Annotated in this window: 21 protein-coding genes; 8 read left to right on the top strand and 13 right to left on the bottom strand. The window is 68.4% G+C overall.

Features of this window, described 5'->3' with window-relative positions; all coding sequences use genetic code 11:
* Positions 1-99 precede the first annotated feature (99 nt).
* The 3 genes from ABUE11_RS00665 to ABUE11_RS00655 all read left to right on the top strand — a co-directional run bounded on the left by ABUE11_RS00665 (position 100) and on the right by ABUE11_RS00655 (position 3,379).
* Complete coding sequence (locus ABUE11_RS00665) at positions 100-1,056, top strand: alpha/beta fold hydrolase (RefSeq protein WP_367067033.1); 957 nt, start codon at positions 100-102, stop codon at positions 1,054-1,056.
* A 19-nt stretch (positions 1,057-1,075) separates the two neighbouring features.
* Positions 1,076-1,234 (top strand): hypothetical protein, encoded by a 159-nt coding sequence (locus ABUE11_RS00660; RefSeq protein ID WP_367067032.1) that lies wholly within the window; start codon positions 1,076-1,078, stop codon positions 1,232-1,234.
* Between the two features lie 186 nt (positions 1,235-1,420).
* The gene (locus ABUE11_RS00655; RefSeq protein WP_367068866.1) at positions 1,421-3,379 is read left to right on the top strand and encodes a RecQ family ATP-dependent DNA helicase; all 1,959 of its coding nucleotides are present in this window, start codon (positions 1,421-1,423) and stop codon (positions 3,377-3,379) included.
* A 48-nt stretch (positions 3,380-3,427) separates the two neighbouring features.
* Here the strand turns inward: ABUE11_RS00655 and ABUE11_RS00650 are convergent, their stop codons facing one another.
* Both ABUE11_RS00650 and ABUE11_RS00645 read right to left on the bottom strand, forming a co-directional pair.
* Complete coding sequence (locus tag ABUE11_RS00650; protein WP_367067030.1) at positions 3,428-3,697, bottom strand: hypothetical protein; 270 nt, start codon at positions 3,695-3,697, stop codon at positions 3,428-3,430.
* A gap of 33 nt (positions 3,698-3,730) precedes the next feature.
* Entirely contained in the window at positions 3,731-4,504 is a 774-nt protein-coding gene (locus ABUE11_RS00645) for an SDR family oxidoreductase (RefSeq protein WP_367067029.1), read from the bottom strand.
* A gap of 326 nt (positions 4,505-4,830) precedes the next feature.
* Here ABUE11_RS00645 and ABUE11_RS00640 point away from each other — a divergent pair, with 326 nt between their 5' ends.
* Positions 4,831-5,730 (top strand): LysR family transcriptional regulator, encoded by a 900-nt coding sequence (locus ABUE11_RS00640; RefSeq protein WP_367067027.1) that lies wholly within the window; start codon positions 4,831-4,833, stop codon positions 5,728-5,730.
* Positions 5,731-5,752: 22 nt separating this feature from the next.
* On the opposite strand, the gene ABUE11_RS00635 is transcribed toward ABUE11_RS00640, so the two are convergent.
* From ABUE11_RS00635 to ABUE11_RS00605, 7 genes are all read right to left on the bottom strand, one after another.
* Positions 5,753-6,739 (bottom strand): CBASS cGAMP-activated phospholipase, encoded by a 987-nt coding sequence (locus ABUE11_RS00635; RefSeq protein ID WP_367067025.1) that lies wholly within the window; start codon positions 6,737-6,739, stop codon positions 5,753-5,755.
* An 8-nt stretch (positions 6,740-6,747) separates the two neighbouring features.
* Complete coding sequence (locus ABUE11_RS00630; RefSeq protein WP_367067024.1) at positions 6,748-7,206, bottom strand: hypothetical protein; 459 nt, start codon at positions 7,204-7,206, stop codon at positions 6,748-6,750.
* Between the two features lies 1 nt (position 7,207).
* A complete protein-coding gene (locus ABUE11_RS00625; protein ID WP_367067022.1) occupies positions 7,208-7,588 on the bottom strand; it encodes a hypothetical protein in 381 nt (126 codons plus the stop codon).
* A 66-nt stretch (positions 7,589-7,654) separates the two neighbouring features.
* Positions 7,655-8,338 (bottom strand): anaerobic ribonucleoside-triphosphate reductase activating protein, encoded by a 684-nt coding sequence (locus tag ABUE11_RS00620; protein WP_367067021.1) that lies wholly within the window; start codon positions 8,336-8,338, stop codon positions 7,655-7,657.
* A gap of 1 nt (position 8,339) precedes the next feature.
* Positions 8,340-8,528, bottom strand: coding sequence for an anaerobic ribonucleoside-triphosphate reductase (nrdD, locus tag ABUE11_RS00615; protein WP_367067019.1), 189 nt, complete (start codon positions 8,526-8,528; stop codon positions 8,340-8,342).
* 209 nt (positions 8,529-8,737) lie between these two features.
* Positions 8,738-10,768, bottom strand: a complete 2,031-nt coding sequence (locus tag ABUE11_RS00610; RefSeq protein WP_367067018.1) for a ribonucleoside triphosphate reductase — start codon at positions 10,766-10,768, stop codon at positions 8,738-8,740.
* A 261-nt stretch (positions 10,769-11,029) separates the two neighbouring features.
* On the bottom strand, positions 11,030-13,339 hold the full coding sequence (locus ABUE11_RS00605; RefSeq protein ID WP_367067017.1) for a nitric-oxide reductase large subunit: 2,310 nt from the start codon (positions 13,337-13,339) through the stop codon (positions 11,030-11,032).
* Between the two features lie 150 nt (positions 13,340-13,489).
* Between ABUE11_RS00605 and norR the strand changes: the two genes are divergently transcribed.
* Positions 13,490-15,076 carry a nitric oxide reductase transcriptional regulator NorR gene (gene norR / locus ABUE11_RS00600; protein WP_367067015.1) on the top strand — a complete coding sequence of 529 codons (1,587 nt, stop codon included), beginning with the start codon at positions 13,490-13,492 and terminating at the stop codon, positions 15,074-15,076.
* Positions 15,077-15,098: 22 nt separating this feature from the next.
* Here the strand turns inward: norR and ABUE11_RS00595 are convergent, their stop codons facing one another.
* Positions 15,099-15,908 carry a mechanosensitive ion channel family protein gene (locus ABUE11_RS00595; RefSeq protein ID WP_367067014.1) on the bottom strand — a complete coding sequence of 270 codons (810 nt, stop codon included), beginning with the start codon at positions 15,906-15,908 and terminating at the stop codon, positions 15,099-15,101.
* Positions 15,909-16,203: 295 nt separating this feature from the next.
* Positions 16,204-17,616 (bottom strand): FAD-linked oxidase C-terminal domain-containing protein, encoded by a 1,413-nt coding sequence (locus ABUE11_RS00590; protein ID WP_367067012.1) that lies wholly within the window; start codon positions 17,614-17,616, stop codon positions 16,204-16,206.
* A gap of 163 nt (positions 17,617-17,779) precedes the next feature.
* Here ABUE11_RS00590 and ABUE11_RS00585 point away from each other — a divergent pair, with 163 nt between their 5' ends.
* Positions 17,780-18,361: a cob(I)yrinic acid a,c-diamide adenosyltransferase gene (locus ABUE11_RS00585; protein WP_367067011.1), complete on the top strand. Its 582-nt coding sequence runs from the start codon at positions 17,780-17,782 to the stop codon at positions 18,359-18,361.
* A 374-nt stretch (positions 18,362-18,735) separates the two neighbouring features.
* Complete coding sequence (locus tag ABUE11_RS00580; RefSeq protein WP_367067010.1) at positions 18,736-19,902, top strand: diguanylate cyclase; 1,167 nt, start codon at positions 18,736-18,738, stop codon at positions 19,900-19,902.
* A 14-nt stretch (positions 19,903-19,916) separates the two neighbouring features.
* Here the strand turns inward: ABUE11_RS00580 and ABUE11_RS00575 are convergent, their stop codons facing one another.
* Positions 19,917-20,339, bottom strand: coding sequence for a hotdog fold thioesterase (locus ABUE11_RS00575; RefSeq protein WP_367067009.1), 423 nt, complete (start codon positions 20,337-20,339; stop codon positions 19,917-19,919).
* 238 nt (positions 20,340-20,577) lie between these two features.
* On the opposite strand from ABUE11_RS00575, the gene ABUE11_RS00570 reads away from it, so the two are divergent.
* Positions 20,578-21,738 (top strand): ABC transporter substrate-binding protein, encoded by a 1,161-nt coding sequence (locus ABUE11_RS00570; protein WP_367067008.1) that lies wholly within the window; start codon positions 20,578-20,580, stop codon positions 21,736-21,738.
* A 46-nt stretch (positions 21,739-21,784) separates the two neighbouring features.
* Here ABUE11_RS00570 and ABUE11_RS00565 read toward each other — a convergent pair whose 3' ends face one another.
* A complete protein-coding gene (locus tag ABUE11_RS00565; protein ID WP_367068865.1) occupies positions 21,785-23,269 on the bottom strand; it encodes an acetyl-CoA hydrolase/transferase family protein in 1,485 nt (494 codons plus the stop codon).
* Positions 23,270-23,410 lie beyond the last annotated feature (141 nt).

The following is a 23,410-nucleotide window of genomic DNA, read 5'->3' as shown; positions in this document are numbered from 1 at the left end:
CTGGGGTGACCAAGTTCACCTGTGCAGGCAGGTGGCCCATTCCTACATTGCATCCACGGCGCGGGCCCAAGGCCGGGCCGCACGAGAGCGAGGTTCACCATGTCTGCATTCCATACCCCGGCGCTGCCCACGGCGCCCCTGAGCTTCGGAGACGGTCAGGCAGCGCCGCGGCGCGTCGGCCGATTCGCGGAGACGCGGTCCGTACGCTGGCTGCGCCGCATGTTCGCGGTGCTCGGCCCCGTCACGCCCGAGCTCGCGGCCCGGCTGGCCTATCTGCTGCTGACCCGGCCACCGCAGGTGCCCGAGCGCGCCTGGCAGGCCCGCCTGCGCGAGCGTGCGCGGATCGACTGGTTGTCCGTCGGAGGCAAGTCCATACGCGTGTACCGCTGGGGCAGCGGGCCCATCGTGCTGCTGGTCCATGGCTGGGGCGCGCGGGGCACGCATCTGGGAAGAATGGTGCCCGCGCTGGTGCAGGCGGGCTACGGTGTCGTGGCCTTCGATGCGCTGGGTCACGGCGCGTCCAGCGGCCGCTCGAGCACCCTGCCCGAGTTCGCGCAGTCGGTCGCGGCGGTCGCCGCCCATGTCGGTGAGGTCCATACCCTGATCGCGCATTCGTTCGGCGTGGCCATGGCGCTGTGGGCTCAGCTCGATTTCGGGGTGCGCGCCCAGCGCCAGGTGCTGTTCAGCTCACTGGCCTACTGCAAGTGGGTCACGGAGGAGTTTGCACGCCTGGTCGGCCTGCCGCTGGCCGTGCTCGAACGCGGCCGCCAGATCATGGTGGAGCGTTGCAACGGTCTGCTGGACTGGGACAGGCTGTCGGTGGGCCAGATGCTCAACCAGACCACGCAGCCCACGCTGGTGCTGCACGACGTCGAGGACCCGGAGATCCCGTTCGAGCATCTTCTGGCCGTGATCACCGCCTGCCCCACACGCTCGCTGGAGCTGCACGTGACGCAGGGGCTGGGGCATCACCGCCTGCTGGGCGACCGGTCGGTGATCGAGCGGGTGCTGGAGTTCATCGGCCCACCGGCCGCGGCCCCGGGCCCCGCGGCATAGCGCGGACAGGGAGACGGCCATGAACCCACTCACATCCTCTGCCCTTGTTCTGGTGTCAGGCCTGCTCACGAGTGCGGTGCTGAGCGCCTGGTGGCTGGCCCTCTGGGTCATGCAACTTTCGGCACAACTGCCCGCAAGCAACGCCGACATGGTGCTGACCGAGCACCCGCTGGAATAAGAGACGCCTTGCCCCCTTCCCGGCGGCCCGCCACCGCCGTGCGACGCAGGACGCCAACTCTGCCCCTGAGAGGGCCTATGCCGCCGGGCGCACAATAGCCCCCTCCCCGGCCTTTCCGGCATTTGAATGAAATCGACGCCTTGCGCCCGCCAGCAAAGCGTCAGCAGCTATATTTTCAGTAGTATTTTGTCTCCCGCGCATTTCGTCCTGCACGACGTCTTTGGCTACGAGCAGTTCCGTGGCCCGCAGCAGGCCATCATCGAGCATGTGATCCAGGGCGGCGACGCGCTGGTGCTGATGCCCACGGGCGGCGGCAAGAGTCTGTGCTACCAGGTGCCGGCCATCGTGCGGCGCGATGCGGGGCGCGGCGTGACGGTCGTGGTCTCGCCGCTGATCGCCCTCATGCACGACCAGGTGGGCGCGCTGCACGAGGCCGGGGTGGAGGCGGCCTTTCTCAACTCCACACTCGACTGGCCGCAGACGCTCGAAGTCGAGCGGCGCCTCTCGCGCGGCGAGCTCACGCTGCTCTACGCCGCGCCCGAGCGCGTGGTGACCGAGCGCTTCATCGGCCTGCTCGACGACCTGCACGCGCGCGGGCAGCTGTCGATGTTTGCCATCGACGAGGCGCATTGCGTGAGCCAATGGGGCCACGACTTCCGGCCCGAGTACCGGCAGCTCACCCTGCTGCACGAACGCTACGCCGGCGTGCCGCGCATCGCGCTCACGGCGACGGCCGACGCGCTCACGCGCCACGACATCCTCGTTGGCCTGCGGCTGCAGGACGCGCGCCTGTTCGTCAGCAGCTTCGACCGGCCCAACATCCGCTATCGCATCGAGGAGAAGAAGCAGCCGCTCGAGCAGCTCTTGCGCTTCATCACGCGCGAGCATCTGGGCGACGCGGGCGTGGTCTATTGCCAGTCCAGAAAGCGCGTGGAGGAGATGGCCGCCGCGCTGCAGGACGCGGGCATCAACGCCCTGCCCTACCACGCGGGCCTACCCGCCGACCTGCGCCAGCAGCACCAGGACCGCTTTCTGCGCGAGGACGGCATCGTCATGGTGGCCACCATCGCCTTCGGCATGGGCATAGACAAGCCGGACGTGCGCTTTGTCGCGCACATCGACATGCCCAAGAACATCGAGGGCTACTACCAGGAGACGGGCCGCGCCGGGCGCGACGGGCTGCCCGCCGACGCCTGGATGGTCTACGGCCTGCAGGACGTGGTGAACCAGCGCCGCATGATCGACGAGGGCGACGCGGCCGAGGAGTTCAAGGCCGTGCTGCGCGGCAAGCTCGACGCCCTGCTGGCCCTGGCCGAGGCCACGGGCTGCCGCCGCGAGCGCCTGCTGCACTACTTCGGCGAGACCATGGCGCCCGCGGAGAACGCTTCTGAATCAATAGCTACCAGCGCTTGTCCCACAAGCGTTGGAGGCCAAAAACATTCGAAATCTGCCGCCCCCCACTATCGCCCCGGCTACTGCGGCGCCTGCGACAACTGCCTGCAGCCGCCCGAGGTCTGGGACGCGACCGACGCCGCACGCAAGCTGCTGTCCACCATCTACCGCGTGCACGAGGCCAGCGGGCTGACCTTTGGTGTGGGCCACCTCATGGACATTCTGCGCGGCAAGGACACGGACAAGGTGCGCCAGTTCGGCCACGAGCGGCTGTCCACCTTCGGCCTGGGCGCGCAGTACTCGGAGCAGCAGCTGCGCGCCGTGGCGCGCCAGCTGCTGGCCCTGGGCGCCGTGGGCGTGCACCGCGTCACCACCGAGGGCGGCCACGGCTTCGACACGCTGACGCTGACGCCGGGCTCGCGCGCCGTGCTGCGCGGCGAGCAGGGCGTGCACCTGCGCGAGGCCACGGCCAAGGCCGGCGCAAGGCCGAAGCGCCGCACCACGCAGACCAGCGCCGCGGCCGCGGAGCTGGGGCCGGACGCACAGGTGCGCTTCATCAACCTCAAGGCCTGGCGCGCCGAGGTGGCGCGCGAGCACAACCTGCCGGCCTATGTGATCTTTCACGACGCCACGCTGGCGGCCATTGCCGAGCGCAACCCGAGCAGCCTGGCGGACCTGGAGGGCATCAGCGGCATGGGCGCGAAGAAGCTCGAAGCCTATGGCGCCGAGGTGCTGCGCGTGGTGCGCGCCTGAGCTGGATTCCCGCATGCGCGGGAATGACGACTAGGTGCAACCGCGCGCTCAGCCATGGGACAGGCGCCAGGCCAGCAGGCCGGCGACCAGGGCTGGCACGCCGAAGACGAGCAGCAGAATGGGCAGCTCCTCGCGCACGCTGTAGCCCGCATGGGTCACGCCCACCCACATGTTGACGGCCGCCACCAGCGCCCAGGCCGGGATGAAGCAGCGCGCGGCCAGCGCCATGGCGGCGCTGCTGGCGCCCCAGAGCCAGCCGAACATCACGAACACCACCAGCAGCAGCGCGCCGGCGATCATCACCATGGCCATGTGCATGGCGCACCTCCTCGTCGTTGTGGCGCGCGGCGCTTACTTGGTGGTGTAGCCGCCGTTGATCAGAATCGTCTGGCCCGTGACCCACCAGCCATCACTGACCAGGTGGCGGATGAAGGGCACGACGTCCTCGATGTCGGTCAGCCCGGTCTTGCTGAAGGGCGAGAGCGCGGCGGCGCTCTTGTGGTAGGCCTGGGCGTCGGCGCTTTCCTGGCCGTAGAAGAAGGGCGTGTCCATGGGGCCCGGGCCCACGGCCGTGACCGAGATGCCGCGCGCGCCGAACTCCTTGGCGGCCGCGCGCGTGTAATGCTCGACCGGCGCCTTGGTGCCCGCGTAGGACGCGTAGAACGGCGTGAACGCGCCCAGCAGCGAGGTGACCAGCGTGCAGATCTTGCCGTTGTCGTTCACATGCCGGCCGGCCTCCTTGAGGAAGAAGAAGGCGCTCTTGTTGTTGACGGCGTCCATCTCGTCGAACTCGGCCTCGCTGATCTCGGCAAAGGGCTTCTTGAGCACCTTGCCCACGGTGTTGATGGCGATGTCGGGCCGGCCCACGGCGGCGATGCAGTCGGCAAACAGCTTTTCCATCGCCGCAGCCGTGGTCAGGTTGCCCTGCAGGGCCACGGCCTGGGCGCCGAGCTTTTGCACCGCGGCCACGGTGGCATCGGCAGCAGCCTTGGTGGCGGCGCTGTTGTAGTGGATGGCGACGGCTTTGGCGCCATGCTGCGCCAGATCGGTGGCCAGCAGGCCGCCAAGGTTCTTGGCGCCGCCGGCAATCAAGACGACCTTGCCCTGGATGCTGTGTTGGCTCATGGCTTGTTCCTTGATGCGGGTGGTTGGAGAAGCTCTCACTTTATTGGTCGGAAAAACTCAGATAAATCACAAAGTCGTGCCATTTCTATCCAGGAATAGCCAACAATCGAGGCTGTTTCGGCGCTTGAGTGCTGGCGCTGCCTGCCCACCGTCATCCCCGCGAAAGCGAATACGAGGGGATCCACAGCGGATGCGCATCCATGTGTGGGTTGCACGTGGATCCCCGCTTGCGCGGGGATGACGAGACCGTGGCATGGCCTTGACGGGGCCTTGACGCGGCCCTGGCCCGGCCCGGCGGATCAACCGTTTTCACTACCCGAACCCTCATGGACCGCATAGACCAACTGCGCATCTTTGCCCGCGTGGCGCACAGCGGCAGCTTTACCCAGGCCACCGACCAGCTGGGCCTGCCGCGGGCCACGGTGTCGCTGGCCGTGCAGCAGCTCGAGGCGCGCCTGGGCACGCGGCTGCTGGCGCGCACCACGCGCCGCGTGGGGCTGACGCAGGACGGCCAGACGCTGCTCGAGCGCGCCCAGGCCCTGGTGGCCGACATGCAGGAGCTCGAGCAGCAGTTCCGCCCCCAGGGCGGGGCGCTCACGGGCCGGCTGCGCGTGGACATGCCCAGCCGCATCGCGCGGCGCCTGGTCGCGCCCGCACTGCCCGGCTTTTTTGCGCTCCACCCCGGCGTGGAGCTGGAGCTGGGCAGCAGCGACCGCGCCGTGGACCTGGTGCAGGAGGGCGTGGATCTGGCCCTGCGCGTGGGCACGCCTCCCGCCAGCAGTCTGGTGGCGCGGCCGCTGGGGCTGCTGCGCATGGTGGGCTGCGCCAGCCCGGACTACCTGGCGCGCCACGGCACGCCGCAGTCGCCGCAGGACCTGGCCCAGCACCGGGCGGTGAACTACGCCTCGCCCAGCAGCGGGCGCGTGGCGCCCTGGGAATGGCAGCAGGCGGGGCAGACGCACACCCTTGCCATGGCCGGCAGCGTGACCGTGAACAACGCCGAGACCTATATCGCCTGCTGCCTCGCGGGCCTGGGCCTGATCCAGGTGCCGGCCTATGACGTGCGCGCGCATCTGGAGCGCGGAGAACTTGTCGAGGTACTGCCGGACTGGCCCGCGCCCGCCATGCCCATGCAGCTGCTCTACCCGCACCGGCGCCAGCTCTCGCGCCGCGTGCAGGCCTTCAGCCAGTGGCTGGGCGAGGTGCTGGCGCCCTGCTGGGCGTGACGCGGCGCTCCGTGCGCGTCGGCTATGTGACGATGGCCCGAAGCCGTTGCCAGTCGGCCGGCGACAGCGAGGCCAGGCAGTCGTCCGCGAGCGCGCGCAGCAGGTCGGTGCTGGTGGGGTTGGCCACGTCGAGGTCCAGCCGCGCCTGCTGCGCTGCGCTCGGGGGCAGGTTCAGGCGCAGGTAGCGGTGCGGGCCCATGCGGGCCGCGCATTCCTCGACGGCCAGCATTTCCTGGGCATTGGTGACCAGCTCGACCACGGGGCCTGCCCACATCAGGCCGCGCGCGGGCACGGCCGAGGGGTCGCGGCCATGCAGCGGGTTGGCCGTGCCTATGCTGAGCATGAGGATCTCCGCGCCCGGGTGCATCCGGCGCGCACAGCGCAGCGCGTGCAGGTCGGGTGCGTTGGCAGCCAGCCCGCCATCGACGAAGCGATGCTGCCGGAACCGGTGCACCGGGAAATGCGCGGGCGCGGCCGACGTGGCCAGCATGGCATCCATCAGCGTCAGGCCCAGCGTGTCGCGCAGGGTGCCGGTGGGCCGGCTGCCCAGCAGCTGCAGCCTGGAGCTGGTCCAGTTCACGGTGGTCAGCAGCAGGGCCGGCGCGTGCTCGCCCAGCGGCTGGTGGTCGGCATCGGGCAGCAGCGTGGCGATGGCCGCGCGCAGCCGCTCCGGGCTGTAGGGCGCGCGTCCGAGCAGCTTGCGCAGGCCACGCAGCCGCATGGGCGGGAAGATGTCGGCGCCGCGCTGCATCAGGAGCCGCTCGAGCGCGGTGGCGCCCACGCCGCAGCTCAGCGCCGTGGCCAAAATGCCGCCTATCGAGGTGCCGGCGATCAGGTCAAAGTACTGGCCCAGGGGCCGCGCCGCACCGGCGCCGAGCCTGGCCTCCAGCGCCCGCATCACCGCCGCCGTGAACAGCCCACGGTAGCCGCCGCCCGATAGGCTCAGCACCCGCACGCGCCCGGCGCCCGCGCGCGGCGGGGTGGGCGGCAGCGTGAAGGGTTCGTCCACGGCCGCGCTCACAGCGCCAGCACCCGCACGTTGGTGCCGGTCTGCAGCTGCTGCATGTAGAGGTCGGTGTATTCGGCATAGACCAGATCCATGACCGCGGCCGTGGTGATGAGCAGGCGCACGTCCTGGGCCAGCGGGGCGCTGCCGCGCGGCGTCCTGAAGTCCAGCGGTGCGTGGGTGCGGTACTCGTGAAAGCGCTCGAGCACGGTTTCGTTCACATCGACCAGGGTGGCGCCGCCGCCCTCCATGCGCGAGACGGTGGCGCTGAGCGCCTGGTGCCAGTCCTGGCGCTGCACCTCGGTGCGGCTGCCGTTGTTGATGACCGAGCGCACGATGGCAATCGCCAGGCGGCTCAGCACGCATTCGGATTCCTGCACCGTGGCCGCCCATTGCACGGCGCGCGGCTCCTTGCCGCACAGGCCAAGCAGCAGCTGCGGCCCGAGCAGGTAGCGGTTGGGGCGCGCCATGTCAGGCGCCCGGCAGGGTGAAGGGTTCGTGCCGCTCGCCGGACAGCAGGACCGAGGCCGTATCGAGCGCGCCCGACGGGGCCTGCACCGAGGCCAGCGTGTCGGCCAGCGTACGGCGCTGGCTGCTCGAGCGTTCCATGGCGATGACCTGCTCCTCGCTCAGCACCAGATAGCGCTCGCCGCCGCGCGAGATCTGCTGCAACTGACCGCTGCGGGCACCACGCAGGAGCCCGCTGTAGTCGGACTTGAAGCGGGAGATGGGCATGGGCGTGTCGCTCGCATCCACGCCGAGCTTGCGCGCCAGGCTTTCCACGGCCTTGGCGAACAGGTCGGTGCCGGGGGCGTTTTCGGTGGCTTGGGCAGTCTTGGCGGCCATGGTCATGGGGCGCCTCCTTCTGGTCAATCTGGTCAGGTATCCGGGTAATAGTCAGCCCAACCTGACCAGATGTCAAGCCATGCCCGCCAGGCCGCGGCGCAGCACAAAGCCGGCAAAGCGCTGCCGCCACTGCGCGAGCTGCGCGGGCGCGAGCGGCCAGGCCGGCGCGTCGGGCATGCGGCATTCCTGCAGCGCCCAATGCGCCACGCCGGCCTCGGCCAGCCGATCGGCCAGCGCCTGCAGGGTCGGGACGCCATACAGCCCGGCATGCCAGGTGGTGCGGCATTCGTGCGCCACGCCGCTGGCCAGCAGCAGCCGCAGCGACTGCCAGGCGCGCGCGCCGCTGCCCGGCGTGCGCGTGATGGCGTCGTAGTCGGCGGGCACGGCCTTGATGTCCAGCCCCACCCAGTCGAGCAGCGGCAGGGCCGCGGCCAGGCGCTCGGGGTACATGCCGCCGGTGTGCAGCGCAGTATGAAAGCCCATGTCCCGCACCTGTTGCAGCGCATCTGGCAGGGCCGACTGCGCAAGCGGCTCGCCGCCCGAGAACACCACGCCGTCAAGCAGGCCGCGGCGCTGGCGCAGAAAGTCCAGCACCGCGTCCCAGGCCATGGCGCCGGGCGCCGCAGCGTCGAGCAGCTCGGGGTTGTGGCAGTAGCCGCAGCGCCAGGGACAGCCCTGGCAAAAAACCACGGCCGCAAGGCGGCCGGGGAAGTCGATGGTGGTGAGCCGGGTCAGGCCACCGACGCGCAGCGTCATGTCAGCGGCTGGCTTCGCTGAAGAACTGGCGCTCGTTGTGCTCGCCCTGCTTGCCGACGTTGAAGCTGGCCACCGGGCGGTGGTAGCCCATGACGCGGGTCCAGACCTCGCAGGGCTGGCGTTCGCTGTCAAGCAGCTGCACGTCGGCGGCGGCCAGGGCGGTGGTCTCTTGGGTGGAGAAATGGGTCATGGTGAGCTCCTTGGTGGTGGTTAACTATGATTTTGATAGCTGTTTGCGTTTGCTGAATAAGCGCTAGTGCTCGATTTGCCTTGTATTCACTCCCCTCTCCCCCTGTGGGAGAGGGGCCGGGGGAGAGGGGGGATGCACACGCAGCGCCCGTGACCCACGCCCCCTCTCCCCGGTCCTCTCCCGCGAGGGGAGAGGGAGAAAGGCCCGGGTCACGCGGCCTGCAGTTGACGGCGCTTTTCTGCCAGGCGCTCCGCGTCGCACTTCGGGCAGAACTTGTGCTCGCCTTCCAGGTAGCCGTGGGTGGGGCAGATGGAGAAGGTGGGCGTGACGGTGATGTAGGGCAGGCGGAAGTTGGTCAGCGCGCGCTTGACCAGCTCGCGGCAGGCGGCGCCGCTGCTGATGCGCTCGCCCATGTACAGGTGCAGCACGGTGCCGCCGGTGTATTTGCCCTGCAAGGCCTCCTGGCGCGCCAGGGCCTCGAAGGGGTCGTCGGTAAAGCCCACGGGCAGCTGCGAGCTGTTGGTGTAGTAGGGCTGTGCGTCGCTGCCGGCCTGCAGAATCTGCGGCCAGCGCTTCTTGTCTTCCTTGGCGAAGCGGTAGGTCGTGCCCTCGGCGGGCGTGGCCTCGAGGTTGTAGAGGTGGCCGGTCTCCTCCTGGAACTGCACGATGCGCGCGCGCACATGGTCCAAGAGGCGCAGGGCGAAGGCATGGCCCCAGTCGCTCGTGATGTCGTGGGCATCGTGCGTGAAGTTGCGCACCATCTCGTTGATGCCGTTCACGCCCAGGGTGGAGAAATGGTTGCGCAGCGTGCCGAGATAGCGCTTGGTGTAGGGGAACAGCCCCTGGTCCATGAGGCGCTGGATGAGCTTCCTCTTGACCTCCAGGCTTTGCTTGCCCAGTTCCAGCAGGCGGTCCAGGGCCGCGAACAGGCCGGCCTCGTCGCCCGCGTGCAGATACCCTAAGCGCGCGCAGTTGACGGTGACCACGCCCAGGCTGCCGGTCTGCTCGGCGCTGCCGAACAGGCCGTTGCCGCGCTTCAGGAGCTCGCGCAGATCGAGCTGCAGACGGCAGCACATGGAGCGCACCATGTTGGGCGAGAGCTCGGAGTTCACGAAGTTCTGGAAGTAGGGCAGGCCGTACTTGGCCGTCATCTCGAACAGCGCGGCGGCGTTCTCGCTCTCCCAGGGAAAGTCGGGCGTGATGTTGTAGGTGGGGATGGGGAAGGTGAACACCCGGCCCTTGGCGTCGCCCGTGGTCATGACGTCGATGTAGGCGCGGTTGATGAGATCCATCTCGGCCTGCAGCTCGCCGTAGGTGAAGGGCATTTCCTCGCCGCCGATCACCGGCACCTGTTCGCGCAGGTCCTCGGGGCAGGTCCAGTCGAAGGTCAGGTTGGTGAACGGCGTCTGCGTGCCCCAGCGCGAGGGCACGTTGAGGTTGTAGATCAGCTCCTGCATGCACTGGCGCACGGCGGCGTAGCCCATGCCGTCCTTGCGCACAAAGGGCGCCATGTAGGTGTCGAACGACGAGAACGCCTGCGCGCCGGCCCATTCGTTTTGCAGCGTGCCGAGGAAGTTGACGATCTGGCCCACGGCCGAGCCCATGTGTTTGGCCGGCCCGGCCTCGACCTTGCCGGGCACGCCGTTCAGGCCCTCGTGCAACAGCGTGCGCAGCGACCAGCCGGCGCAGTAGCCGCTGAGCATGTCCAGGTCGTGGATGTGGATGTCGCCGCTCCTGTGCGCCTCGCCGATCTCGGGCGCATAGACATGCGAGAGCCAGTAGTTGGCCGTGACCTTGCCCGCCACGTTGAGGATCAGCCCGCCGAGCGAGTAGCCCTGGTTGGCGTTGGCATTCACGCGCCAGTCGGCGCGCGTGAGGTATTCGTTGATCGAACTCTCCACATGCACCAGGGTCTGGCGGTCGGCGCGCAGGGTGGCGTGGCGCTCGCGGTAGGCGATGTAGGCGCGGGCCGTGCCCAGGTGGTTGGCGGCGATCAGGGTCTGCTCGACCACGTCCTGGATCTGCTCTATGGTCGGCGCCTCGCCGCGGAAGCGGTGGATCAGCACCTTGGTCGCCTGGGCCGTGAGCAGCTGCGCCTCGTCCTGGCCGAACTCGCCCGTGGCGTTGCCCGCGCGGGCGATGGCGGAGCGGATGCGGGCGGCATCGAAGGCGGTACGCTCGCCGTTTCTCTGGATGACGTCGCGCGGCAGGGTGGCGAGCAGGGGTTGGCTGATGGTCATGGCGGCCTTTGAACACTACATATGGTGTTTACGATACATATCGAACACCATATGTAGTTTGATCAGGCGCAAACCCGGGGCGCATCGCCGGACACAAAAAAAGCCGGCGTGAAGCCGGCTGAAGGGCAAGCGGTCCCTGAGGGTCTTGCCGATGGAGTCAAAACTGGCTGCGGCGCTTTATGGGCAAGCGCGGCCAGCTATCAATATTGAATCGCTGTGCTCGATCGTGAGGCCTGGTCGGCCCCACGATCGATGGCGGCGTCAGCGACGTGCGCCGGCCAGTGCACCGGTGCTGGGGGCGGCCGGGGCGCGGCTGCCGAACAGCACGGCGCTCACCACCTGCCAGCTCACGCACAGGGCGCCGGTGATGAACACCAGGTCACCAAAGGTGCGCACCCAGCGCAGCGTCTCGAGGAAGGGCTGCTGCAGGAATTCCTCGCTGCGGGCGTACCACAGGCCGTGGGTCACGCTGGCGTGGAACTGGAACAGGCCGATGGGCAGCAGGCTGGTGGCGATCATCAGCACCAGGCCGGCGTTGAGCCACCAGAAGCCGGTCTTCATCAGGCGCTCGTTGAATTCCATGTTCGGGCGCACATAGCGCAGCACCAGCAGCGTGAAGCCCAGGGCCAGGAAGCCATAGACACCGAACAGGGCGGCGTGGGCGTGCACGGGCGTGGTGTTCAGGCCCTGGATGTAGTACAGCGAGATCGGCGGGTTGATCATGAAGCCGAAGACACCGGCACCGAGCATGTTCCAGAAGGCCACGGCCACGAAGCACATCAGCGGCCAGCGCAGACGACGCATCCACTCTGCCTTGTGCTGCAGGCTCCAGTGCTCCCAGGCCTCGTGGCCCAGCACCACCAGCGGCACCACTTCGAGCGCGCTGAAGGATGCACCGACGGCCATCACCGGGGTGGTGGTGCCGGCAAAGTACAGGTGGTGGAAGGTGCCGGGCACGCCGCCCAGCATGAAGAGGGACGCCGAAGCCAGGCTGGCGGCCGTGGCCATGCGATAGGACACCAGGCCCAGGGTCGAGAAGATGAAGGCCAGTGCCGTGGTGGCGAACACTTCAAAGAAGCCCTCCACCCACAGGTGCACCACCCACCAGCGCCAGTACTCCATCACCGAGATGTGGGTGCGCTCGCCGTAGAACAGGCCGGTGCCGTAGAACAGGCCGATACACACGACCGAGGAGGTCAGCAGGGCCAGCAGGTTCTTGTCCTGGCCGTTGGGGGCCAGCAGTGCGGGGAAGATGGCGCGTGCCATCAGCACCAGCCAGAAGGCGATGCCGGCGAACTTGCCGATCTGCCACAGGCGGCCCAGGTCGACATATTCATAGCCCTGGTGGCCGAGCCAGAAGTTCCACTCCTGGGGCATGACATGGGCAATCGTCAGGTAGTTGCCGATGAACGAGCCCACGCAGACCACGACCAGCGCCCAGAACAGTACGTCCACGCCGAGCTTCTGGTACTTGGGGTCCTTGCCGCCGTTGATGACGGGTGCCAGGAACAGGCCCGCGGCCAGAAAGCCCGTGGCGATCCAGAACAGCGCCGCCTGCAGGTGCCAGGTGCGCACCAGCGAATAGGGCAGCCACTGCGAAATGTCCACGCCGTAGAAGGTCTGGCCTTCCACCGTGTAGTGGGCCGTGAAGCCGCCGAGGAAGACCTGGGCACAGAACAGGGCCACGACCAGGAACAGGTACTTGCCCAGTGCGCGCTGCGAGGGCGTGAGGGCCACGCGGGTCAGCGGGTCATGGGCGGGAGGAGTCGGGTCCTGCTCGTCATGCTTGCGCAGGAAGGCCCAGCCCCACACGAGGAAGCCCACGCCGGCCATCATGACCACAACGCTCATGATGGACCAGACGACGTTCTCGCCCGTGGGCACGTTGCCGATCAGCGGCTCGTGCGGCCAGTTGTTGGTGTAGGTGGCACCGGTGCCGCCGCCCAGATCGGCCGGACGCTCGGTGGCGGCGGCCCAGGCGGTCCAGAAGAAGAAGCCGGCCATCTGCGCGCGACGCTCGGCGCTGGGCAGGGTGTTCTCCTTCATGGCGAAGCTCTCGCGCGACTTGCGCAGCGACGGGTCGTCGCCAAACAGCTTGTCGTAGTACTTGGCCGTCTCGGCAATGGCCTGGGCGCGCAGCGGCGTGATCGTCACCGTGTCCGTGGCCTTGTCGAAGGTGTTGGTGCGGTACTCGGTCTTGAGCCGGTCACGCAGCACCGCCTGCTGGCCCACGTCGAGGTCTGCAAAGGCCTTGCCGTAGTCCTTCTGCGCGGCCAGCTCGAGCCAGGCGGTCAGCTCGCGGTGCAGCCAGTCGGCCGTCCAGTCGGGGGCCTGATAGGCGCCGTGACCCAGGATGGAGCCCAGCTGCATGCCACCCGTGGACTGCCAGGCCGTTTGGCCATCGAGAATGCTGTCCTTGGTGTAGAGCGGCTTGTCGCTGCCCTGAACCAGCACCTGCCCCGGAATCGGTGGCGCGGTGCGATAAACCTCGGCACCGTAGAAGCCCAATAGGCTGAAGGTGACGATTAACACGCCTATGAGCGTGTACCAATACTTGGCGTATTTCCCCATGCAGGGCCTCCATCGTGTTGCACTATGAACGCCCTGTTTCACGCAAACTTGATGCCAGCATGTTGCACCGCAGTAAATCAAGGGTTTACACCGACATAGGTAAAATTAACCCAAGTCAAAAACGGTGAAAATTACCTAAACAGGGTTTTTATGACCACGAAAGAGACGGAGCTCGTGGAGGCGCTGGTGGCCTTGTGTGCCGACCTCGGCGCGGAGCTGCCCCAGGCCGTGCGCCTGCAGCGTCTGGTGGACACGCTGCGTGCCCAGTTCAACTGCGGCGCCGTGGCGCTGCTGCGCCTGGAGGACGAGCGCCTGCGCCCCATGGCCGTCAACGGCCTGGTCAGCGACACGCTGGGCCGGCGCTTCATCGTCGGCCAGCACCCGCGCCTGGCGGCCATCATGGCGCGCCATGAGGTGACCTGCTTCGAGCATGACAGCCAGCTGCCCGACCCCTACGACGGCCTGCTCGACACCCTGGTGGGCGAACCCCTGCCCGTGCACGACTGCATGGGCGTGGGCCTGCAGGTGGACGGCCGCCCCTGGGGCGTGCTGACGCTCGATGCGCTGGCCACCGGCACGTTTGGCCAGTCCGCGCGCCGGCGCCTGGCGTACAGCGTGCCGCTCATCGAGGCGGTGATCCGTGTGGCGCGCCTGGAGCAGGAGCTGCGCACGCTGCGCATGGCGGCCACGGGCTCGGGCGCAGGCGGCGCCGCGCTGGCATCGTCGGAGCGCGGCGGCACGGGCGAGCTGGAGATCGTCGGCGAGAGCCCCGCGCTCAAGCGCCTGCTGCACGAGCTGGGCATCGTCGCCGGGTCGGAACTGCCCGTGCTGCTGCTGGGCGAGACCGGCGTGGGCAAGGAGCTGTTCGCGCGCCTGCTGCACCAGCAGTCGCCGCGCCACCAGCAGCCGCTGGTGCATGTCAACTGCGCGGCCCTGCCCGAGTCTCTGGCCGAGAGCGAGCTCTTCGGCCATGTGCGCGGCGCGTTCTCGGGCGCGGTGAACGACCGGCCCGGGCGCTTCGAGGCCGCCGAGGGCGGCACGCTGTTCCTCGACGAGGTGGGCGAGCTGCCGCTGTCGGTGCAGGCCAAGCTCTTGCGCACGCTGCAGAACGGAGAAATCCAGCGCCTGGGCGCCGATCGTCCGCGGCGCGTGAACGTGCGCGTCATCGCCGCAACCAACCGCAACCTGCGCGAACAGGTGGCCAGCGGGGCGTTTCGCGCCGACCTCTACCACCGCCTCTCGGTCTATCCGGTGCCCATCCCGCCGCTGCGCGAGCGCGGCAACGACGTGCTGCTGCTGGCCGGGCGTTTTCTGGACTTCAACCGCGCCCGCCTGGGACTGCGCAGCCTGCGCCTGTCACCCGATGCCCAGGCGGCGCTGCGCCGCTACAGCTGGCCCGGCAACGTGCGCGAGCTCGAGCATGTCATCAGCCGCGCGGCCCTCAAGGCCCTGAGCCGCGGCGCCGACCGCAACACCATCGTCACGCTGGAGGAAGGGCTGCTCGACCTCGACGCGCTCGCGGCGCCGGCCGTGAGCGCCTCGCCTGCGGCCGCGGCCAACGCCCATGCCGCGCCGGCCCACACCACGCTGCGCGAGGCCGTCGATGCCTGCCAGCGCCAGACCGTGCTGGCCGCGCTGGACCGCCACCAGGGCAACTGGGCCCAGGCCGCGCGCGCGCTCGAGGTGGATTCGAGCAACCTGCACAAGCTCGCGCGGCGGCTGGGTCTGAAGACCTGAAGACGCCGCGACCGCATCCCCGTCAGGCGCTGCGGTAGGCCATGGGCGTCTCGGGCACGGGGTAGCCGGCGGCGCCAAAGGTCTCGACGATGGCCTTGTGGGTGTCGAAGTACACCTGCCAGTAATGGTCGGTGTGGGTGTAGGGGCGCACGCAGAGCTTGGGGCCTTCGGGCGTGAATTCCAGGATCTCGATGTCCGGCGCGGGCGAGGCGGCCACATTGGGAATCGCGGCGATCACGGGCTTGAGGCGCGCAATCGCGTCCAGCGGGTTCACGCTGTTGGCCACCTTGGCCACGCAGTCCACGCGGCGCACGGGCAGGGCGCTGAAGTTCTGGATGTTGTCGCCAAAGATCTTGCCGTTGCCGACCACGGTCATCACGTTGTCGGGCGTGGTCAGCGTGGTGGCGAACAGGCCGAGCTCGGTCACCGTGCCCACCACACCGCCGGCGCTGATGAAGTCGCCCACCTTGTAGGGGCGCAGCACCTGCATGAACACGCCCGCGGCAAAGTTGCCCAGCATGCCGCTCCAGGCCGCGCCAATGGCCAGGCCTGCGCCGGCCAGCAGCGCGGCGAACGAGGTGGTCTTGACGCCGAAGATGTCCAGGATCGCGAGGATCAGGACGATGTTGAGCAGCACGCCGGTGATGGACTTGAGGTAATGCGCAAGCGTGGCGTCGATCTTGCCCCCGCGCTGCAGCAGCTTGCCCATCAGGCCGACGGCCAGGTTGATGAGCCAGCGACCGATGATCCAGGCCGCAATGGCCGTGGCCAGCTTGATCGCGAAGTCCGTGCCCTGGGTGGTCAGGAAATCCCAGATGTCGGTGGTGTTCATGTGCGTCCTGAAGGTTGAAAAAACGCCCCAGATTAGCGCAAGCCGCTGGCGCGCAATGTGAACCATTGTGTGCGCAGCACTGCACTGGCAAGGCGCCGGCCGTGGGCGTAAGCTGCGACCAGGGCCAGCCTGGCACGCATGCGCGCGCAGGCCGCCCGTCCCTCAGATCGAGCGAAAGGACTGACCATGTTGTCCCATGCCGCCGTGACGACCATGCTGCCGGTCAAGGACATGGCGCGCGCGCGCCTTCTACGAGGACATTGCGCCGGCCTGAGGGCTTCGGGCCAGCCCGGGCTCAGAGCGCGAAGATCTTGCCCGGGTTGAGGATGTTCTGCGGATCGAGCGCCTGCTTGATGGCGCGCATCATGTCCACCGCACCGCTGCCGGCCTCGTCGAGCAGGAAGCCCATCTTGTGGATGCCCACGCCATGCTCGCCCGTGCAGGTGCCGCCCATGGACAACGCGCGCGCGACCAGCCGGTGGTTGAGCGCCTCGGCGCGTGCGCGCTCGTCGGCGTCGTCGGGGTCGATCAGGTAGCCGAAGTGGAAGTTGCCGTCGCCCACATGGCCGACGAGGAAGTAGGGGATGCCGCTGGCGTTGGCCTCCTGCACCGATTCGAGCAGGCAGTCGGCCAGGCGCGAGATGGGCACGCAGGTGTCGGTGCTGATGGCGCGGCAGCCCGGGCGGCTCTGCACGGCGGCAAAGTAGGCGTTGTGCCGCGCCGTCCACAGGCGCGTGCGCTCCTCGGGCGTACTGGCCCATTCGAAGGCCTGACCACCCCATTCCTGGGCGATGTCCTGCACCGTCTCGGCCTGCTCGCGCACGCCGGCCGGGCTGCCGTGGAACTCCATGAGCAGCAGCGGTTCCTCGCGCAGCGTGAGCTTGCTGTGTGCATTGACCATGCGCACGCTGTTGGCGTCGATGAGCTCCACGCGCGCGATGGGCACGCCGAGCTGAATGGTCTGGATCACCGTGCGCACGGCGGCCTCGATGCTCGGGAAGGAGCAGATGGCGGCACTCACCGCCTCGGGCAGCGGGTACAGGCGCAGCGTGACCTCGGTGAAGATGCCCAGCGTGCCCTCGCTGCCCACCATCAGGCGCGTGAGGTCGTAGCCGGCGCTGCTCTTCTTGGCGCGCGTGCCGGTGCGGATCACCTCGCCGCTGGCCGTGACGACCTCGAGCGCGAGCACGTTCTCGCGCATGGTGCCGTAGCGCACGGCGTTGGTGCCGGAGGCGCGCGTGGCCGCCATGCCGCCAATGCTGGCGTCGGCGCCGGGGTCTATGGGGAAGAACAGGCCGCTGTCCTTGATGGCCTCGTTGAGCTGCTTGCGCGTGATGCCCGGTTGGGCGGTCACGGTGAGGTCGTCGGCATTGATGCTGAGCACCTGGTTCATGCGCCCCACGTCGATGCTGATGCCGCCCTGCACGGCCAGCAGATGGCCCTCGAGCGAGGAGCCCGCACCATAGGCGATCACCGGCACGCCATGCTGCGCGGCCAGACGCACGGCGTCCTGCACATCCTGCGTGCTTTCGGCAAACACCACGGCGGCGGGCGGCGGCGCGCTGATCGAGCCCTCGTCACGCCCATGCTGCTCGCGCACGGCCTGGGCGCTGGAGTATTGCGCGCCAAAGCGTGCGCCCAGCGCATCGAGCAGCGCCTGTGGCACGGGGCGGGTCTGTTGTGGGGCGCTGGGGGTGGCAGTGGTCATAAGGCTCTCCTGGGCTGGGGGCCGTAATTCTAGAAGGCTGCGGGCGATGCGGGTGGCGTGAACAAGGTCGCACCCCGATGTCGCACCCCGATGTCGCACCCCGATGTCGCACCCCGATGTCGCGCACAATCGGCGCCCCGGCCCAAGATCAGGAGAAACGCAGATGGGAAAACGACTGACACAGATTGCCACGCGCACCGGCGACGACGGCACGACCGGCCTGGGCGACAACACGCGCGTGTCCAAGGCCAGCGGCCGCCCGCAGGCCATGGGCGACGTGGACGAGCTCAACAGCCACATCGGCCTGCTGCTGTGCGAACCCATGCCGCAGGACATGCGCGAGCTGCTTATCGACATTCAGCACCAGCTGTTCAACCTGGGCGGCGAGCTGTGCATGCCAGGCTACGAACTGCTCAAGGACGACGGCCTGCTGCAGCTGGACCAGGCGCTCGCGCGCTACAACGCCGAGCTGCCGCGGCTGCAGGAATTCATCCTGCCCGCGGGCACGCGCGCGGCTTGCCAGGCCCATGTGTGCCGCACCGTGGCGCGGCGCGCCGAGCGCTCCGTGGTGGCGCTTCAGCAGGGCGAGGCCATGCGCCCCGCGCCGCGCCAGTACCTCAACCGCCTGTCCGACCTGCTGTTCGTGCTCGCGCGCGTGCTCAACCGCATGGACGGCGGCAGCGAGGTGTACTGGAAGAGCGAGCGCCTGGCGCGACAGGCGGATGACTATCAAATAGATAGCTGATCACGCTTTCAGAATAAGCGCTGGCGTCGTTTTTCCTTTTAGGCAGGCGGCATCCCGGCAGATTGCACATGCGATGCGCCTGTCATGTGCCGGGTCATCACGCCGTCCCTGCGCTCGGGGGCCGCAGGCCGTTCGCCTAGCCTTTTCTGGCGCACGACAACGTCTCCCACGCGACACGGCTGGACACCCTCCGCGCGCCCGGCGCCACGGGTTGCACGCCAATATGTTGCAAACTATTACATCGCCTTGGCCGAGCGCAATGGCACGGCCCTGACAAGGGCTGGCGGCCCGTTGCGCACCAAGGACCTGGTCGGCTTCGGCATGAAGACCATGCTGCCGCACAGCATTGCAGTTGCCTATTGGAAGGGAGATGGATGCCCCAGCAGACGTCACGACACACCCGCCGCTTGCAGCGCGTGCTGACGGCCTTGCTCACCCGCGATCCGCACCAGCGCATCCGCCTTACCATGACCGGCATGGCCGCGCTGTTGATGCTGTGCAGCATCGCAGTCATGCAGCTGGTCACCGCGCCGGACACGACGCGGTTTGTCTGGGTGCAGTGGTGGAGCCTGGTGTGCTGCATCGGCCTGGTGATGGTGTACGCGCTGATCCGCAGCGGCTACAGCCAGCGCTGGCGCGACCCGGCGATGACGCTGTTCCAGATCATCTCGTCCATCACCTGCACCGCGGTCGCCTATGTCATCGCCGGTCCCGCGCGAGACATCGTGCTGCCGATCATTGCGGTGATCCTGGTATTTGGCTCCTTTGGGCTGACGCGCAGGCAGATGCTGTCGGTCATGCTGTATGGCCTCACGGTTTTTGCGCTGGCTGTGGCCGCGGTGCACTGGTGGCCGGGCGCGGGTGCGCAGTCGCCGCGCATGTCGGCGGCGACCATGATCATGGTCTTCGTGGTCATGGCCTGCAGCACCCTGCTGAACATGCGCATCTCCGCCGCGCGCGAAAAGCTGCGGCTGCAGAAGCTGTCGGTCGAACGCGAGCGCGACCTGGCGATGCGCGACGCGCTCACCGGCCTGCCCAACCGGCGCTACATGCAGGACATCATGGTGCGCGAAGCAGGCCGCGTTCAACGCAGCGAGCGTGACGAGCCGCCGCTGCTGATCGCCCAGCTGGACCTGGACCACTTCAAGACCATCAACGACAGCCATGGCCATGCCGCGGGCGATGAGGTGCTGTGCGTCTTTGCCGAGCGTGTCAGCGCATGCATTCGCAGCGGCGACGTCCTGGCACGCTGGGGCGGCGAGGAATTCGTGCTGCTCATGACCCAGGCCACGATGGAGGACGGTGCCGGCGCGCTGGAGCGCCTGCGCGCCGAGATTGCGGGCACGCCGCTGTTGCTGTCGAATGGCGTGGCCGTTGGTTTGACGGTCTCCATAGGCGCGGCCCAACTGCAAAGGGGCGAGTCGGTCGCCAAGTGGCTGCACCGTGCCGACATGGCCTTGTATGCGGCCAAGACCGGCGGCCGCAACCAGGTCGTGTGGTTCGGCCCACGGCAGACGCACGAGGCGCTGCCCCTGGGCTGAGCACCGCACTTGCGTTACGAGTTGGCCAGCACCGCCATGGTGATGCGCGAAACGCAGGTGATCTGCCCCGCGTCGTTCACCATGTCGATCTGCCACACCTGGGTGGTGCGGCCCACGTGCACGGGCCGCGCCGTGCCCGTCACCCAGCCGCTGCTGACGGCGCGGATGTGGTTGGCGTTGATGTCCAGGCCCACGCCGCGATGCCCCTCGGGGCAGGCGAAGTAGGTGCCGATGGAGCCCAGCGTCTCGGCCAGCACCACGCTCACGCCGCCGTGCAGGATGCCGAAGGGCTGGCGCGTGCGCTCGTCCACGGGCACGCGAGCGCGCAGATAGTCCTCGCCCACCTCGGTGAACTCTATGCCCAGGTGCGAGCCTGCGGTGTTGGCATTGGTCTGGGTGAGCAGTTCCAGCGAGATCGGCTTTTTCCAAAGGGACATGGCGTACTCCATTCAATAGGCAGTTCAATAGGCAGAAAAGGGAGCGTTTGGGTGGCTTTCCCGGGCCTGCGCGGGCGCATGAAGCGGGCCATGCGCACACTAGAATGCCCCGCAGCCCTGCATCCCGGATGGCGTCGAGCTTATCCAGTCTGCGCGGGCGGCGCTGTCGCCTCGGGTACGGCCCGTGGCGACAGGCTCAGCGACAGTTGACCTTTCACATCCAACGAGACAAGTCTTCATGCAACGTCGTCAATTCGTTCATCATGCCGGACGCGCCGCGCTGCTGGCGGCAACCACGCCCCTGTTCACCGGCCAGGCCCTGGCCAACGAGGCGCCGGGCGTGAGTGCCCGCACCATCACCATCGGCTGCTCGGCGCCGCTGAGCGGCCCCCTGGTGGACTTCGGCAAGGACATTCAGACCGGTGCGGGCGCCGCGTTCGCCGAGGCCAATGCGCGCGGCGGGGTGCACGGGCGCAGCGTGCAGCTCAACATCCTGGACGATGGCTACCAGCCCGAGCGCAGCGTGACCAACGTGCGCAAGTTCATTGCCGAAGGCGGCGCGCTGGCGCTGCTGTCCTGCGTGGGCACGCCGAACAACACCGAGACCCTGCCACTCGTGGAGGAGGCCGGCCTGCCGCATGTGGCCCCCATCACCGGGGCCACGTCGCTGCGCAAGAACGCGCGCAGCGTGTTCCATGTGCGCGCCAGCTACGGCGACGAGATGCTGCGCCTGGTCAATCGCCTGACGGACATGGGCCTCAAGGGCATTGGCATCGTCTACCTGGACAACGGCTACGGCCGCGAGATGCTGGAGGTGGGCACCAGGGCGCTGGCCGCCAAGGGCATGCAGCCCGCGGTGCAGACGGCGCTGGCCACCGACGGCAAGAACCTGGCCCAAGTGCTGGCCGCCGTGGCCAAGGCGCGGCCCGCGGCGGTGCTGCTGGCCACCGCCGGCACCGTTTCAGTGGGCCTGGTGCACGGGCTGAAGAAGGATTCGCCCGGCCTGCTCATGGCGGGGCTGAGCGTGAGCCTGCCGAGCTCCAGCCTGGCCGGGCTGGGTGAGGACGCGCGCGGGCTGGCGCTGACCATGGTGGTGCCGGACCCGGCCAGCACCAAGCTGGCCGTGGTGCGCGAGTACCAGGCCGCCATGCGCGCCGGCGGCTTTCAGGGCTACACCCAGGGCAGCCTCGAGGCCTACATCAACGCCCGCGTACTGCTCGAAGGGCTGGAGCGCGCCGGCAAGGACCCGACGCCGGCCCGGCTGCGCAGCGCCCTGGCGGGCATACGCGACATGGATGTGGGCGGCTTCAAGGTCGGCTTCGGCGCTCAGCCGCCGTTCGTGGGCTCGCGCTACGTCGAGCTCGGCGTACTCGGCGCCGCGGGCCGTTTCATCGGCTGAGGCCCACCGGCGCCGACACGCCGTGGGCGGCCGCGGCCCTGCCGGCTCACAGGCACACGGTCTCCAGGGGGCGCATGCTGCCCGTCTCCAGGCAGCGCTGGTGCCAGCTCAATGCCTCGCCCAGCAGGTGCGGCGTGTGCCTTGCGCCCTGGCGCTGGGCGCGGTCGAAGTAGTCCTGCAGCAGCGGACGCCATTCGGGGTGGGCGCAGCGGTCGATGATCAGCTGCGCGCGTTTGCGCGGCGACAGACCGCGCAGGTCGGCCAGGCCCTGCTCGGTGACGATGATCTGCGTGTCGTGCTCGGTGTGGTCCACGTGCGAGACCATGGGCACGATGCAGCTGACGGCGCCGCCCTTGGCCACCGAGGGCGTGACGAAGAACGACAGATAGCCGTTGCGCGCGAAGTCGCCCGAGCCGCCGATGCCGTTCATCATGGCCGAGCCCATGACATGCGTGGAGTTGACGTTGCCGTAGATGTCGGCCTCGATCATCGCGTTCATGGCGATCACGCCCAGGCGGCGCACCAGCTCGGGGTGGTTGCTGATCTCCTGCGGGCGCAGCACGATGCGCTCGCGGTAGAAGTCAATGTTCTCGGTGAACTCGCGCATGGCGTCGCCCGACAGCGAGATCGCCGTGGATGAGGCGGCGCGCATCTTGCCGCGCTTGAGCAGTTCCAGCATGCCGTCCTGCAGCACCTCGGTAAAGCCCAGCAGGTCGTCGAACGGGCCATCGAGCAGCCCGGCCAGCACGGCATTGGCCACATTGCCCACGCCCGACTGCAGCGGCAGCATGTCCTTGGGCAGGCGGCCCATCTTCACCTCGTGCGTGAGGAATTCGATGATGTGGCCCGCGATCTGCTGGGACACGGCGTCGGGCCTGGCAAACGGCGTGTTGCGGTCGCTCGCGTGCGTCTCGACCACGGCCACCACCTTGGCCGGATCGACGCGCAGATAGGGCTCGCCGATGCGCTCGGTGGCCTGCGTCATGGCGATGGGCTGGCGCCGCGGCGGGATGGCCGTGCCGTAGTAGATGTCATGCATGCCCTCCATCTCGGCGGGAAGCTGGCCGTTGACCTCCAGGATGACCTTGTCGGCAATCTCCAGCCAGGTCTTGTTGTTGCCCACGGCGGCCGAGGGGATCAGGCGCCCGTCGGGCAGGATGCCCAGCACCTCGATCACGGCCACGTCCATGCGGCCGAAGAAGCCGAACCAGGCATGCTGGGCCACATGCGAGAGGTGGAGGTCCACATAGTCGATCTCGCCGCCGTTGATGCGCTCGCGGCAGGCCGGGTCGGACTGGAACGGCAGGCGCTGACGCAGCCCGCCCACCTTGGCCAGCAGGCCGTCGAGCTCGGGCGAGGTGGAGGCGCCGGTCCACAGGTTGATCTGGAACGGCTGCCCCTGTGCATGCGCGGCCTCGATGCGCGCGGCCAGCGCCTGCGGCACGGCCTTGGGGTGGCCCGATCCGGTAAAGCCGCTCATGCCCACGGTGTGGCCGGGGGCGATCAGCGCGGCCGCCTCGGCGGCGCTCATCAGTTTGCCGCGCAGGCCGGCGTGCTGGATGCGGGAAGTGGACACTACAAACTCCTACAGACGCAAAAAAACGCGCGGCATCTTAGCGCCGCACAAGGGTAAACCCTTGCTTTAATTCCTAGGGTTTACCCTAGATCGAAA

It is taken from the genome of Oryzisolibacter sp. LB2S (assembly GCF_040732315.1).
Taxonomy (GTDB): domain Bacteria; phylum Pseudomonadota; class Gammaproteobacteria; order Burkholderiales; family Burkholderiaceae_C; genus Alicycliphilus; species Alicycliphilus soli.
The sequence above is the reverse complement of the archived record's forward strand: the minus strand, read 5'-3'. Positions and strand labels throughout refer to the sequence as shown.

Coding starts and splice junctions, on each gene's coding strand:
- ABUE11_RS00660 (WP_367067032.1), top strand. CDS start 1,076: ATGAACCCACTCACATCCTCTGCCCTTGTTCTGGTGTCAGGCCTGCTC.
- ABUE11_RS00585 (WP_367067011.1), top strand. CDS start 17,780: ATGGGAAAACGACTGACACAGATTGCCACGCGCACCGGCGACGACGGC.
- ABUE11_RS00640 (WP_367067027.1), top strand. CDS start 4,831: ATGGACCGCATAGACCAACTGCGCATCTTTGCCCGCGTGGCGCACAGC.
- ABUE11_RS00625 (WP_367067022.1), bottom strand. CDS start 7,588: ATGACCATGGCCGCCAAGACTGCCCAAGCCACCGAAAACGCCCCCGGC.
- ABUE11_RS00580 (WP_367067010.1), top strand. CDS start 18,736: ATGCCCCAGCAGACGTCACGACACACCCGCCGCTTGCAGCGCGTGCTG.
- ABUE11_RS00570 (WP_367067008.1), top strand. CDS start 20,578: ATGCAACGTCGTCAATTCGTTCATCATGCCGGACGCGCCGCGCTGCTG.
- ABUE11_RS00590 (WP_367067012.1), bottom strand. CDS start 17,616: ATGACCACTGCCACCCCCAGCGCCCCACAACAGACCCGCCCCGTGCCA.
- ABUE11_RS00665 (WP_367067033.1), top strand. CDS start 100: ATGTCTGCATTCCATACCCCGGCGCTGCCCACGGCGCCCCTGAGCTTC.
- ABUE11_RS00605 (WP_367067017.1), bottom strand. CDS start 13,339: ATGGGGAAATACGCCAAGTATTGGTACACGCTCATAGGCGTGTTAATC.
- nrdD (WP_367067019.1), bottom strand. CDS start 8,528: ATGACCCATTTCTCCACCCAAGAGACCACCGCCCTGGCCGCCGCCGAC.
- ABUE11_RS00650 (WP_367067030.1), bottom strand. CDS start 3,697: ATGCACATGGCCATGGTGATGATCGCCGGCGCGCTGCTGCTGGTGGTG.
- ABUE11_RS00645 (WP_367067029.1), bottom strand. CDS start 4,504: ATGAGCCAACACAGCATCCAGGGCAAGGTCGTCTTGATTGCCGGCGGC.
- ABUE11_RS00620 (WP_367067021.1), bottom strand. CDS start 8,338: ATGACGCTGCGCGTCGGTGGCCTGACCCGGCTCACCACCATCGACTTC.
- ABUE11_RS00565 (WP_367068865.1), bottom strand. CDS start 23,269: ATGAGCGCCGCCGAGGCGGCCGCGCTGATCGCCCCCGGCCACACCGTG.
- ABUE11_RS00575 (WP_367067009.1), bottom strand. CDS start 20,339: ATGTCCCTTTGGAAAAAGCCGATCTCGCTGGAACTGCTCACCCAGACC.
- ABUE11_RS00630 (WP_367067024.1), bottom strand. CDS start 7,206: ATGGCGCGCCCCAACCGCTACCTGCTCGGGCCGCAGCTGCTGCTTGGC.
- ABUE11_RS00595 (WP_367067014.1), bottom strand. CDS start 15,908: ATGAACACCACCGACATCTGGGATTTCCTGACCACCCAGGGCACGGAC.
- ABUE11_RS00610 (WP_367067018.1), bottom strand. CDS start 10,768: ATGACCATCAGCCAACCCCTGCTCGCCACCCTGCCGCGCGACGTCATC.
- norR (WP_367067015.1), top strand. CDS start 13,490: ATGACCACGAAAGAGACGGAGCTCGTGGAGGCGCTGGTGGCCTTGTGT.